Source organism: Sorangiineae bacterium MSr11954, assembly GCA_037157815.1.
Classification (GTDB): domain Bacteria; phylum Myxococcota_A; class Polyangia; order Polyangiales; family Polyangiaceae; genus Pendulispora; species Pendulispora albinea.
The window spans coordinates 2,133,097-2,145,830 of sequence record CP089984.1; the positions used below are offsets into that span (position 1 = coordinate 2,133,097).

Consider the following 12,734-nt stretch of genomic DNA (forward strand, 5'->3'; position numbering starts at 1 on the left):
AATGAAGGTGGCGCGCCGTTGACGAATCGGTTTGGCGGCGTCAAAACTCGCCACCAACATGCTGGACGATACCCTGCGCGAAGCGCTGACGTTCGACGACGTTCTCTTGCTCCCCGCCTACAGCGAGATTCTGCCGAAGGACGCCGATGTGCGCACGCGTCTGACGAAGAAGATCGAGCTGAATATCCCGCTGCTCAGCGCGGCGATGGACTCGGTCACCGAAGCGCGCACGGCCATCGCCATGGCGCGTCAAGGTGGCATCGGTATCCTTCACAAGAACCTGGGGGTGGAGCAGCAGGCCGCCGAGGTCGAACGGGTCAAGCGCGCCGAGAGCGGCATGGTGAGCAAGCCGGTCACCGTTCGCCCTTCGCAGTCGCTCCGCGAGGTCCTCGCCATCATGCGCGAGCACGACATCTCCGGCGTGCCGGTGACCGAGGGTGACCACCCGGTGGGCATCCTCACCGCGCGCGACATCCGCTTCGAGCGCAACCTCGATCAACCGGTGTCCGCGCTCATGACGAAGGAGCTGGTCACGGTGCCGCCGGGCACCTCCCTCGACCACGCCAAACAGCTCCTGCACCAGCACCGCATCGAGAAGCTCCTGGTGGTCGACGGCGGCCGCTTGGCCGGGCTCATCACCATCAAGGACATTCTGCAGGCCGACAAAAACCCGCTCGCCATCAAGGACGCGCGCGGCCGCCTGCGCGTCGGCGCCGCCATCGGACCGGGCACCGACCGCAAAGAGCGCGCGGCCGCGTTGGTCGCGGCCGGGGTCGACGTGCTGGTCATCGACACCGCGCACGGCCACTCCAAGGGCGTGATCGACGCCGTGTCCATCACCAAGTCCGAGCACCCCAACGTTCAGGTCATCGCCGGCAACGTCGCCACCGCCGAGGCCACCGAGGCGCTCATCGGCGCGGGGGTCGACGCGGTGAAGGTCGGCATCGGGCCGGGCAGCATCTGCACCACCCGCGTCGTCGCCGGCATCGGCGTGCCGCAGGTGACCGCGGTGTCCGACTGCGCGCGGGTGGCCGATCGCTACGACGTCCCCATCATCTCCGACGGCGGCGTGAAGTTCTCGGGCGACGTCACCAAGGCCATCGCCGCCGGCGCCAGCTCCGTCATGATCGGATCGCTCTTCGCGGGCACCGACGAGTCGCCCGGCGATCTCGTGCTCCTGCAAGGCCGCAGCTACAAGGTGTACCGCGGGATGGGCTCCCTCGGCGCCATGCGCAAAGGCTCGCGCGACCGCTACGGCCAGGCCGGCACCTCCGACGAAAAGCTGGTGCCCGAGGGCATCGAAGGCCGGGTGCCGCACCGCGGATCCCTGGCGTCGATCCTGTACCAGCTGGTGGGCGGTCTCCGCAGCGGCATGGGCTACACCGGCTGCCGCACCATCAGCGAGCTGCGCAAGAACACCCGCTTCGTGCGCATCACGTCGCAAGGGCTCCGCGAGAGCCACGTCCACGACGTGATCGTCACCGAGGAGGCGCCGAATTACCGGAGCTAGTTCGCCAAACGCACCGCCCGCGCCGTCCTGGTTCGCAAATATAAGGACGGCGCTGCGGGGGAGCTTCGAACATACGCCGCCCACCCTGGCGCTGGTCTTTCGCTCGTCGCCGGCGGGGACCCTCGCCATCGGCGCGCTCACCTTGGCCAGCGCCGTGTTGCCGTTGGGCATCGCGTACGTGGGCAAGCGCATCGTCGACGCGGTGGTGGCCCGCGACTCGGGCGGAGCATGGCGCTGGGTCGCCGCGGAGCTTTTGCTGGTGGCGGCGCTCACGGGGGCCACGCAGGCGCTGTCGCTCGTGCGGCGCATCGTCGGGGCGCGCCTGGGGCTTGATATCAATGTGGCCATTCTGGAGAAGGCCACGGCGCTCGAGCTCCGCTATTTCGAAGATTCGGAGTTTTACGATCGACTGAACAAAGCGCGCCGCGAGGCGTCCTCGCGCCCGCTCTCCGTGATCGCGCGGAGCTTTCAAATTTTGCAAAGCATCGTATCGCTCCTCGGATATGCCGCTTTGCTTTTACGCTTCAGCGGCTGGGCCGTCGCCGCGCTCCTTCTGGCGGCCATCCCCGCGACGGTGGCCGAAATGCGCTTTTCGTCGCAGGCCTTTCGACTGCGCAATTGGCGATCGCCCGAGTCGCGAAAGCTGCTTTATCTCGAGCACGTGCTCTCCAACGACGAGCACGCAAAAGAGGTGAAGCTATTCGGTTTGGGCGAGCATCTCCTGGCGCGCTACCGCGATATCGGCGAGCTCTTTTACCGCGAGGACTCCGCCCTGGCCGTCCGCGCGGCCAAGTGGGCCTACGCCCTCTCGCTCCTGGCCACCCTGACCTTCTACGGCTGCTACGCCACCATGGCCCTCTCGGCCGCCCGCGGCGCGCTCTCCCTGGGCGATCTCACCTTGGGGATGGTGGCCTTTCGCCAGGGGCAACAGGCCTTTCAGTCGCTGCTCGGCGCCTTCGGCGGCATGGTGGAGGACAACCTCTACATGTCGAACTTGTTCGGGTACCTCGCGGTCACCCCGCCCAGCGCGCAGGCGCGCGCCGCCGAGCCGGCCCTCGCGGACGCGCCCGCGCCCGCGGCCCTCGCGAACGCGGCGAACGCGGCCCTCGCGCCTGCCCTGAAATCGCCGCCCGGCATCCGCTTCGAGGACGTCGGGTTTCGCTACCCGGGCCGCGACGAATGGGCCCTTCGCCACATCGACGTGTTCATTCCCCAGGGCGAGAGCTTGGCCATCGTGGGCCAAAACGGCGCGGGCAAGACCACGTTCATCAAATTGCTCACCCGCCTTTACGAGCCCACCGAGGGCCGCATTTGGCTCGATGGAAGGGATCTCCGCGACTGGGACGAGGCGTTGCTCCGCCGGCGCATCGGCGTGGTGTTCCAGGATTTCGCGCAATATCAATTCACGGCGCGCGAGAACGTGGGCCTCGGCAGCGTGGACGATCTCGGGGACACGGCGCAGATCGGCCGCGCCATCTCCAAAGGCGGCGCCGAGGAGGTGGTGTCGGCTTTGAAAGAGGGCCTGGAGACGCCGCTCGGCCGATGGTTCCGCGACGGGGTCGAGCTCTCGGGCGGGCAGTGGCAGAAGATCGCGCTGTCCCGCGCCTTCATGCGCGAGGGCGCCGACATCCTCGTACTCGACGAGCCCACCGCCGCGCTCGATGCCGTGGCCGAGCACGCCGTGTTCGAGCGCTTTCGCGAGCTCACCCGCGACAAGACGAGCATCCTCATTTCGCACCGTTTTCCCACGGTTCGCATGGCCGATCGCATCCTGGTGATCGAGCACGGGCGCGTGGTGGAGCAGGGGACCCACGCCTCCTTGGTCGAGCAAAACGGACGCTACGCGCACCTGTTCGCGCTGCAGGCCCAGGGCTACCTCTAGAGCGCCGAACCGATGGGCGCTCGAAACGCGCTATAACGCTCTTCAACTCCGATGCCGACGCCGACGCAAGACCCTCCCCGCTCGCGAACCATCACCGCTCACTGGCTGGGACGGATCCCCTACGGCGAGGCGCACGCGCTGCAGCAAGAGCTCCTCGCGGCCCGCATCGCAGGTGCCATCGGCGACACCTTGCTCTTGCTCGAGCACCCGCCCGTCATCACCATGGGCCGCGGCGCCAAGATGCACAATGTCTTGGTCGACCCCGCCGCCCGCGCGCAGCTCGGCATCGACTTTCACGAGACCGGCCGCGGCGGCGATGTCACCTTTCACGGCCCCGGGCAGCTCGTCGCATACCCCATCCTCGACTTGAAGCCCGATCGCTGCGACGTCCGCCGCTACGTGTACGATCTCGCGCGCGTGATGATCGGCCTCGCCGCCGAGTTCGATCTGGCCGCCGGCCGCCTCGATGGCAAATACTTGGGCGTGTGGGTCGATTTGAACCGCCCCGACGTGTGGGCGGACGATCCCTTCGCGCGGCGCGCCACCATCGGAAAGATCGGCGCCATCGGGGTTCGCCTCTCGCGCTGGGTCACCATGCACGGCTTCGCCTTCAACGCCTCCACCGACATGCGTTACTTCGGCTTCATCGTCCCGTGCGCCATCGACGAGTATGGCGCCACCTCGCTGGCCGCGCTGGGCAAGGTGGCCCCGCCGGTGGAGGAGCTCGCCCGCCGCGTGCTTCCGCACTTCGGCCAGGTGTTCGACGCCGCGGTGACCCTCGCGCCGCGCGAGCAGCTCTACGAAAAGCTCAGCGCCTTCTCGCCACCACCAGCACATTCGCGAACGGAGTCCCCTGCCAGCACGGGGTGACCTCGGTGCGAAAGCCGTGCGCCTCGAGCGCGCGCGTGATGGCGGAGATCGGGCGGATGTGAAGGCGCGCCCCGCGGTTGATGCCGAGGCCCGTGGTGATCGTCTCCTGCAGCCGCGTGACGCGGCTGCGCCAGCCGCGCTCCGGATCGAGATCGCGCACCACGATGCACGATCGCGAAAGGCGCGCGATCCGGTCCAACATGGCGTCCTGCTCGTGCTCCGTAAAGTAGTGCAGGACGTCGATCAAGAGCGCCGTGTCGCACGGGGTGCGCGGCTCCTCGCGGATGTCGCCCACCGTGAAGGTCACCGGCAGCCCCTCGCCCGCGCGGGCGGCCTCTTGGACTTTTTTCGAGTCCCAATCGACGCCCGCAACGCTCCGTGCACCCCTGGACTCGAGGAGCGCAATGCCCAGCTGCCCGCGCCCGCAGCCCACGTCCGCTACATCGCCGAGGCCCGCGTCGCCGCCGCCGTCGCCGTCGCGCCCTTCGCCCTGGCCCAGCGCGAGCACCGCCCGAACGACGGGATCGCGGCGCATCTTGGACTGCACATAGCCGCGCGTAAACTTGCGCCCGCGCGCGTAGCGCTCGGCCACGCGCAGGGCCACGGCTTCGAACGCATCGGCGCGATCGTCGTCCTTGGTCCAGCCCCGCGAAGCGCGCACCATGACGTACGTGATCCCCCCGCCCAGCGCGGCCATCATCGGTGAAAAGAGGAGCGTGCCCACGGCGATCTCCTTCAAGAACGGCGTGACGCCGTGCGCGAGCATCGCCTCGCGCGACAAGAGCGGCAGAAACTCGCCGGTGAGGACGCGCGCGCCGATTTCAATCTCCGCGATCGTCAAGAAGGGCGCGATGAAGGGCAGCGAAATATTGGCCGCCACGTACGCGATGGGCACATCGAGCCGCAGCGGCATGCAGATGGCGAAGACCAGAACGAGGTGCGTTCCCCAGAGCGGCGTCACGCCGATGGCGAGCCCGATCGCCACGCTGGCCGCGGCGCGCGCCGGCGTGAGCTCCCCGCCTCGAAGCCGCCTCCACGCTGTGTGAAACGACGTCCTCCACGACCCCGCGGGCGCGTCGATCATTCTTTGTTCGAGGGCGGCGCCGCGCGCATTCGCAGCGAATCTTGCGAGCGCGTTTGCTGGAGCATCCGCAGGTACATCTTGGCTTGCGTGTTCTCCGGATCGATGGAGAGCGCCCTTTGCCAAGCCTCCTCCGCGTCGTTGGGCAACCCGAGCGCGAGGAGCGTGACGCCGAGCTGCACCCGCGCAGGCACGTACTCGGGGCGCGCGGCCACCGCCGCCTCGTATTGCACGCGCGCGGCGGCGAGATCGTCCTCGTGGCGAAGCAGGTTGCCGAGTCGTGTGCGCAAATCAGCGAAGGTGGGGCAGAGGGTCACACCTTTTTCGAGCTCGCCGATCGCCTCGCGGGTGAGCCCCAGATCGGCGTAGGCCTGCGCGAGATCGGCGTGCATGTTGGCGAGCTTGCCGCGCGCGAAGGGATCGAGCGTCTGCACGGCGCCCGTGGGGTTCCCCTTGATCCGTTTGTAAACTTCGCGCGCCGCTTCGTACTTTCCACGATCGTTGTAGGTGACCGCGAGGTTGAGCGCCGCCTCCGTGTACGCGGGATTGATCGCGAGCGCGCGCTCGAAGTGCCGCTCTGCTTGAATAAAATTACCGCGAGAATGCGCGATCACACCGAGCATATCGTGCACGTCGGCGAAGCGATCTTCGGCGTCCAGAACTTGGCGCAAGAGCAGTTCGGCTTTGTCGAATTCGCGATTCGCGTAATGTTCCCGCCCGAGAAGCAGGATCTGCTTGAGCCGATCATCCATGTGCACCACCCCCAAGCTTACACCGCTTTCAGGGCCAAGGACCTCCGAACACGGGGACTTGGGAATGAAATCCAGACTTGCGAATCGTCTCTACCGAGGCTAAGGCGCGCTAAGTGGAGGAAGCTCAAAAGCCCAAGGAGGACGAAGCACCCGTTGCTCCTGAAGCGCCCGTTGCTCCTGAAGCGTCCGACGTGGAGAACGCGAACGGTTCGAACGGCGCGGGCGACACCCACGGCTCATCATCGGCGACCCATGACGATGGCAACGGTCGCGGCGAGCCGGGCGATGCGAGCGAAGAGCTCGAGGCCTCCGACCCCGAGCACGCGCCGCACGACGATGCTCCGCCGTCGCAGCACGACGCGTCTTCGCGCGAGGCGCACGACGGCCGTGATGACGAGCCTCCGCAGGAGACGTACGACGATCGGGCGAACGGCGTGCCGCGCGAGGGACCACTCTCGCTCTTGCGCAGCCAGCGCGCGCCACGAGAGCCCGAAGGGGCCAGCGCCGGCGCATCGCGCCCGCCTTGGTGGCGAAGGATCCCCATCGACAAGCCGACCCTCGCGGCCATGGTCGCGCTGGTGGCCGCGGCGTCGTACTTCCTCTTCGTCGCGCCGTTTCGCGCGCACGCGCCCGACGCCAGCTTGAGCACCGTCGCCCCGCGCGGATCGGCGAGCGCGCTTCCTCCGCTGCCCGAGTCCACGGTGAGCTCGCCCACGTCGCAGCGCCCGCTCGCGCCGCGCGAGCCGCAGTGGCGGATCGCCCGGCTCGCGCAGGACAAATCGATCGAGGTGGTGGAGGCGGCCGTCGGCAAGCGCCCCCTGGTGGTGGCCCTCGGCGCATCGGGCGTCGGCCGCAACGATGCGCAGCGCATCTTCAACGCGTTCCGCGCGGTTCGGAATTTCAATCGCGCGCAGCCCGCGCACACCTACGTGGTGGCGCGCAAAAAGGGCAGGGGCGGGCACATCGTGGCGTTCGAGTACATCGAGTCGCCCTCGCAGGTGTGGCAAGCGCGCGAGAACGAGCTCGGGGTGCTCGAGGGCAAGAAGCTCGAGCTCGCGGTCGAAGATCATCGGGTCACCGCCGGGTTCCCGGTCGAGGGCGATCTGCGCGATTCGGTGAAGAAAGCCGGCTTCGATCCGGTGCTGCTCGAGTCGCTCGACGACGCGCTCGACGGCCACGCGGAGCTCGCGGAGGTCCGCCCGGGCGCGCGCCTGCGGGTCATCGCCACCGAGGAGCGCATCGACGGCGTGTTCACGCGCTACACGGACATCAACGCGGTCGAATATTATCCCTCGAACGCGCCCAACTCGCCCATCCGCGTCTACCACTACATGGGCGACCGCCGCGCGCGCGGCTACTACGACGCCTCCGGCAAGCGCCCTTACCGCGGCGGCTGGCGTGCGCCGCTACCGGGGGCGCGCATCTCCTCGCGCTTCAACCCGAGGCGCAAGCACCCGGTGCTGCACGTCATCATCCCGCACAACGGGGTCGACTTTGCCGCGCCCTCGGGAACCCCCGTCTACGCCAGCGCCGACGGCATCATCAAGCACGCGGGCGACGGTGGTCCTTGCGGCAACATGGTGCAAGTCGAGCACAAAAATGGGCTCATCACCGCATACTGTCACCTCTCGCGCTTCGCGGCCGGCTTGCACGTCGGCGAGAGCGTGGAGGCGCGCCAGCTCGTGGGCTATGTGGGTCAAACCGGCCGCGCCACCGGGCCACACCTTCACTTTGCCGTCAAGCGCAAGGGGAGCTTCATCGATCCCCTCTCGCTCAAGCTCGATGGCGTCCGCGTGCTCCCGTCCTTTGCGCGCGCCGAATTCGACGAAGATCGCAAGCGCCTCGACGCCGAGCTCGACGGCATCGCGCTCCCCAACAGCGGCAGCAGCGGCAGCGAGCCGGCCGCCGGACCCGATGCGGGCGCGCCCAAGCCCGAGGAGACCGAAGAGATCCTCGACGATCTGGAACAGGCTCACTAGCTCGTCTCCCGTACACGTGCCCGTTCCCGACTCTTCGGCGAAAGCAACCCTCGGGCACGGGAACGGGAGCGACCGTAGGCGCGCTCACTCCCCCCGCGCTGGCGCATCCCGCGGCATGGCCTACCTTTAAGGGCATGTCCGGTACCGATCTCCACCGTCCTCCGATCAAGTGCCGCGAGCAGGCGCGGTCGCTGATCCACAAGTACGCGCTCTTTGGTACCGCGTGGGCGGTGCTGCCGGTCCCCATCGCGACCAGCACCGGACTTTGTGCCCTCGAAGCGCACATGATCTACTGGATCGGGCGCGTCTACGGGGAGGAGCTCTCCCGGCCCGACATCCTGATGCTGGGCACGGGCCTGGAGCTCGCGAGCGTGGGGCTCAAGGCCGTGGCCACCGAGGGGGCGAACCTCATTCCGGTCATCGGGTGGGGGGTCAAAGGCGTGATCGCGGGCACCACCATCGAGGGGCTCGGGGAGCTGGTGATCCGGCACTTCGAACAGAAGTACCCCGGCAAGCTCTATTTCGGTTAGCTCGGTTAGCTCGGTTAGCTCGGTTAGCTCGGTTAGCTCGGTTAGCTCGGTTAGCTCGGTCGTTTGCGCGCGTTTGGCTGCGCCGTCTACTCCACTTCCCGTTGGAAGGCTGGTAGCCTGCGCGCTCGATGGCGAAACTCACGCAAGCGGCGAAGGTCGGAGCGTTCGTCGTCTTGGCTGGTACCGCGTCCTTCTTGGTCTATCGCACTGTCAGCAAGGACGTCGCAGGCGGCGGAAACTACATCGTCTTTGCCAAGCTCAAGGACGCGACCGGGCTCGCGAACCACTCCCGCGTGGCCATCGCCGGCATCCCCATCGGGACCATCCACCGCATCAAGCTGGAAGATGGCATGGCGCGTATCGACGTTCGCGTCAACGGCGATGTCGTCCTCCATGACAACGCCACCATCGGCAAGAAGAACGCGTCCCTCCTGGGCGAGAGCGTCATCGTGCTCACCCCGGGCACCGAGGACCACCCGCGGTTGAAGGACGGCGACGAGATCAAGATCATCGTCGAGCAGGCGTCGACGGACCAGATCATGAACGACGTCGCCGACATCGCCAAGCAGGTCAAGCGGGTCGCCGAGCAGCTCGCGAACTCGGTCGGCACCGAGCAGGGAGGGCAGAACATCCGCCTGATCCTCCAGAACCTCGCCGAGGCCACCGACGCGTTGAACCAGACCGTGCGCGAGAACCGCACCGTCATCCGCGAGACCTTGCAGCACGTGGGCGCCATCGCCGCCAACGGCGAGCCGCAGGTGGCCAGGATCCTGGAGAACGTTCGGGTCATCACGGAGGACGTCAAGCAGATCACCGCGCAGACCGGCCAGGGCAGCACCGGCAGCGAGCTTCGCGAGACCATCACGCACCTCAACGAGTCGAGCAAACGGCTCGAGAGCGCGCTCGGGCACATCGACAGCGTGGCCGGTCGCGCCGATCGCGGCGAGGGGACCTTGGGGCGCCTCTCCAAGGACGAGACCCTCATCAACGAGGTGCAGGGCGTGGCCGAAGGTGTCAACGACTATGTCGGCGGCATCTCGCGTCTGCAGACGGTGGTGGGGCTTCGCGCCGACTACAACTTCCTCGCCAACACCATCAAAAACTACGTGCAGCTGCGGCTCCAGCCGCGCGAGGACAAATACTACCTCATCGAGTTGATCAACGATCCGCGCGGCCGCACCACCATCACGCAGACCGACGTCGACACCACCAACCCGCGCGATCCGGCCCACTACCGCACGGTCACCACCACCACCACCGACGCCTTCCGCTTCTCGCTCCAGTTCGCGCGCAAGCTCGGTCCGTTCACCGGCCGCTTCGGCATCAAAGAGTCGACGGGCGGCATCGGCCTCGACGTGCACCTTCTGCAAGACCGCTTCGAGCTGTCGCAAGATCTCTTCGGCTTCGGCGAGGAGATCCAGCCGCGCTACCGCGTGTACGTCGGCTACGAGTTCATCCACCGCCTCTGGCTGCTCGGCGGCATCGACCACATGTTCCTGCCGCAGCGCCGCGACTACTTCATCGGCCTGCAGCTCCGCTTCACCGACGACGATCTCAAGACGATCCTCCCCTTCGCCGGCAGCGCCACCCCGAGCCGGTAGCGTTGCGCCGAGCCGGCCGCGCTACACCTTCCAACCCACGAACCCCGCGGCCAGCAGGATCTCCACCGCGCGCAGCACGTCGCCGGAGCCGAGCACGCCGCCGCACGTCTTTTGCAAGAGATCGCGCACGGTGACCCCCTCGGGGGCCGCGCACAACGTCAGCACGCCGCCGACGAGGGGCGGCCACTTGACGCCTTTGGCCAGGGCGCGGCGCGTGGGCTCGGTGCGCGTGAGCACGTCGTCGAAGCGGCTCTCGTAGCGCTCGAGCGGGGAGTCGTCGGGCCAGGAGGCCTCCAGGCCGGCGATCATCAGATCGGGCAGCTCCACGTCGAGCGGGAACTCCACATGGGGAGGCGTTTGGCCGCGGTAGAAGGAGACGGTCCCGTACTGCCAGCGGAAGATGTCGGCCACGCGGTCGCGGCCTTGCTCGCGGATGGCGCGGAAGATCTCCACCGGGCCCACGAGCCCCAGCGCGATCAACGTATCGCCCATGCGGCCGCCATAGCGGGGGAGGACATTGAGCGCCACCTCGAGCTGCTCGCGCCGCAGCGCACCGCGCCGGACCAGGTACTCGCCAAACAGCTCGCTCGCGTTGGTCGACGAGACATGGAGCAGCTTGCCGTTCTTGAAGTACAGCTCCTTGCGGCTGCTGGCCGCCTTGCCAAAGCTGGCGCCGTCGGCAAACAGCACGCCCGTGTCCTGCGTCTCCAGGATGCGCAAGAGCACGTCGAGCATGTTCGTCGAGTGCAGATCGTCGTGGAAGTCGGGCGCGCCCGGCCCGCGCATGCGGTTCGTGGTGGTGGTCGTCTTGGCGGGGAGGAAGCGCACCAGATCGTCGACGTCCTCGATGTGCTGCAGCCCGCGCCCCATGTACGAGACTTGATCGCGCGCCCCCAGCTCGCCGGTGGCGATGGCCTCCACCAGCCGCGCAAAGGCCCATGGCCCATGACGCTCGCCGTTCACCGTGATGACCAACGATGGAAGCGGCGCATACTGCGCGGTCGTGGCCTCGTTGGCGTTGTGCGCGTCGCCCGTGCGATCCGCGTGGCCCACGGGATCGGCGTGGCTCACCCGGCCGGCGTGGTCCGCGGGATCGGCGTGCCCCGCGAGGCTCGCGTGGAGCGCGTGCTCGTCGAGGTCGTCGCCCGCGCCGGTCTTGAGCTGGCTCTCGCTCACCCGCCCGCTGCTCGGCGCCTCGGCCAGGCTCACCGGCCCCTCGCCGAGGCTCGCCAGCACATCGCTGATCTGCGACGAGTCGATCTTCGGTTCGCCGTCGGCGTCGGGCTCGGACGCGCGCGCCTCGGGGATCACGCGCGGGTGCGCGCCGGCGTCGTCGCTGTTGAACGGCGTGGGCAGCGGCGGCGGTGTGCGCTTGCGCGTAGCGGGCAGGGGAGGCGGGGTGCCGATGGTCCTCGACGAGCGCGGCCCTCCACCGTCCGAGCTGGCGGCGAGCTCGCTGCCGGTCTGCGCGCGGGTGACATACGTGCCGAGCTGCTTGGCGGTGACGTCGGGGGTCGGGTCGAGATCCTTGATGGAGCTCGCGAACTGCGCGGCCGATTGAAAGCGCGCCTTGGGATCGCGGCTGAGGGCGCAGATCAAGCTGTCGAACAGCACCTTCGGCAGCCGCTCCTTCGCTTCACGCAAGGGATCGATGCGGCAGTCGCGGATAGCCAAGAGGATCGCGAGCTGCCCGCCGCCCGGAAAGAGCGGCTTTCCAATGACCATCTCCGTGAGCACCGTGGCCACGCTGAACAGATCGGCGCGGTAGTCGAAGGGCTCGCCCGCCACCTGCTCGGGGGCCAAGTACGCGATCTTTCCCTTCAACATGGCGCTGGCCGCGTTGCGCATGGTGGCGCGTTGCGTGGAGCGCGCGATGCCGAAGTCGCCCAGCTTCACCCTCCCGTCTTTGGACAAATAGAGGTTCGACGGGGTCACGTCGCGGTGGATGATGCCGAGCGGTGTCCCTTGGTCGTCGGTTGCAGAGTGCACGCTCTCCAGGGCCGCCAGCACCTTGCTGATGATGTGCACGGCCACATGGTTGGGCAGCGCGCGCCCCTCGTTGCGAAAGCGACGGAGCAGGCGGTAGGCGTCGACCCCATCGACGTACTCCATGGCCAGGTACGGCTCGCCGGTGTCGCTCAGGCCGGAGCCATAGACTTGGACCACATTTTCGTGGTGAACCGCCGTGTGGAGCGCCGCCTCGCGCTCGAACATGGTGCGGCCCTCCGGATCGATCAAAAAATGCGGTAGGAGTCGCTTGATGATCAGGCGCGGGGCTTCGGTGGCGGCGACGTGGACGACTCCGGCGTCTTTGGTGCCGGCCTCGTCCTCCGGCGGGAGGGGCCGCGCCAGATACACTTCCGCCGTTCCACCCACGGCAATGCGAGCCTCCAGGAGGTATCGGCCAAATTTGATCGGGCCTCCTCGAATGGGCTGGGGCACCCCTCGTTTGGGCACACTCTCGCCTTGCACGATGGATAGACTACCTTTCGCCCTCACGTTCACAAATGAAACCTATTTTCTCTTCCC

At 67.7% G+C, this 12,734-nt stretch carries 9 protein-coding genes; 6 read left to right on the top strand and 3 right to left on the bottom strand.

Translation table 11 applies throughout. The features are described 5' to 3' along the window. Positions 1-58: 58 nt before the first annotated feature. The 3 genes from guaB (at position 59) to lipB (ending at position 4,262) form a co-directional block, all read left to right on the top strand. Entirely contained in the window at positions 59-1,510 is a 1,452-nt protein-coding gene (gene guaB, locus LZC94_08755; GenBank protein WXB17358.1) for an IMP dehydrogenase, read from the top strand. A gap of 142 nt (positions 1,511-1,652) precedes the next feature. Beyond that, positions 1,653-3,392 (top strand): ABC transporter ATP-binding protein/permease, encoded by a 1,740-nt coding sequence (locus tag LZC94_08760; GenBank protein WXB17359.1) that lies wholly within the window; start codon positions 1,653-1,655, stop codon positions 3,390-3,392. Positions 3,393-3,443: 51 nt separating this feature from the next. Further along, on the top strand, positions 3,444-4,262 hold the full coding sequence (gene lipB, locus LZC94_08765; protein ID WXB17360.1) for a lipoyl(octanoyl) transferase LipB: 819 nt from the start codon (positions 3,444-3,446) through the stop codon (positions 4,260-4,262). Here lipB and LZC94_08770 read toward each other — a convergent pair. Together LZC94_08770 and LZC94_08775 are read right to left on the bottom strand one after the other, a co-directional pair. Beyond that, positions 4,201-5,346, bottom strand: coding sequence for a DUF2062 domain-containing protein (locus LZC94_08770; GenBank protein WXB17361.1), 1,146 nt, complete (start codon positions 5,344-5,346; stop codon positions 4,201-4,203). The two genes, lipB and LZC94_08770, sit on opposite strands and share 62 nt — an antisense overlap. Continuing rightward, on the bottom strand, positions 5,343-6,095 hold the full coding sequence (locus LZC94_08775; GenBank protein ID WXB17362.1) for a tetratricopeptide repeat protein: 753 nt from the start codon (positions 6,093-6,095) through the stop codon (positions 5,343-5,345). The genes LZC94_08770 and LZC94_08775 overlap by 4 nt, the downstream gene beginning before the upstream one ends. 113 nt (positions 6,096-6,208) lie before the next feature. Between LZC94_08775 and LZC94_08780 the strand changes: the two genes are divergently transcribed. The 3 genes from LZC94_08780 to LZC94_08790 all read left to right on the top strand — a co-directional run bounded on the left by LZC94_08780 (position 6,209) and on the right by LZC94_08790 (position 10,205). Next, positions 6,209-8,074 (top strand): peptidoglycan DD-metalloendopeptidase family protein, encoded by a 1,866-nt coding sequence (locus LZC94_08780; GenBank protein WXB17363.1) that lies wholly within the window; start codon positions 6,209-6,211, stop codon positions 8,072-8,074. A gap of 134 nt (positions 8,075-8,208) precedes the next feature. After that, positions 8,209-8,604, top strand: coding sequence for a hypothetical protein (locus LZC94_08785; protein ID WXB17364.1), 396 nt, complete (start codon positions 8,209-8,211; stop codon positions 8,602-8,604). A gap of 128 nt (positions 8,605-8,732) precedes the next feature. Beyond that, positions 8,733-10,205, top strand: coding sequence for an MlaD family protein (locus LZC94_08790; protein WXB17365.1), 1,473 nt, complete (start codon positions 8,733-8,735; stop codon positions 10,203-10,205). 21 nt (positions 10,206-10,226) lie between these two features. On the opposite strand, the gene LZC94_08795 is transcribed toward LZC94_08790, so the two are convergent. Further along, positions 10,227-12,677 carry a protein kinase gene (locus LZC94_08795; protein WXB17366.1) on the bottom strand — a complete coding sequence of 817 codons (2,451 nt, stop codon included), beginning with the start codon at positions 12,675-12,677 and terminating at the stop codon, positions 10,227-10,229. Positions 12,678-12,734: the final 57 nt, after the last annotated feature.

Bases quoted from the DNA above. Each gene is read 5' to 3' on its own strand.
- guaB (WXB17358.1), top strand. From the start codon at position 59: ATGCTGGACGATACCCTGCGCGAAGCGCTGACGTTCGACGACGTTCTC.
- lipB (WXB17360.1), top strand. From the start codon at position 3,444: ATGCCGACGCCGACGCAAGACCCTCCCCGCTCGCGAACCATCACCGCT.
- LZC94_08770 (WXB17361.1), bottom strand. From the start codon at position 5,346: ATGATCGACGCGCCCGCGGGGTCGTGGAGGACGTCGTTTCACACAGCG.
- LZC94_08775 (WXB17362.1), bottom strand. From the start codon at position 6,095: ATGGATGATCGGCTCAAGCAGATCCTGCTTCTCGGGCGGGAACATTAC.
- LZC94_08785 (WXB17364.1), top strand. From the start codon at position 8,209: ATGTCCGGTACCGATCTCCACCGTCCTCCGATCAAGTGCCGCGAGCAG.
- LZC94_08790 (WXB17365.1), top strand. From the start codon at position 8,733: ATGGCGAAACTCACGCAAGCGGCGAAGGTCGGAGCGTTCGTCGTCTTG.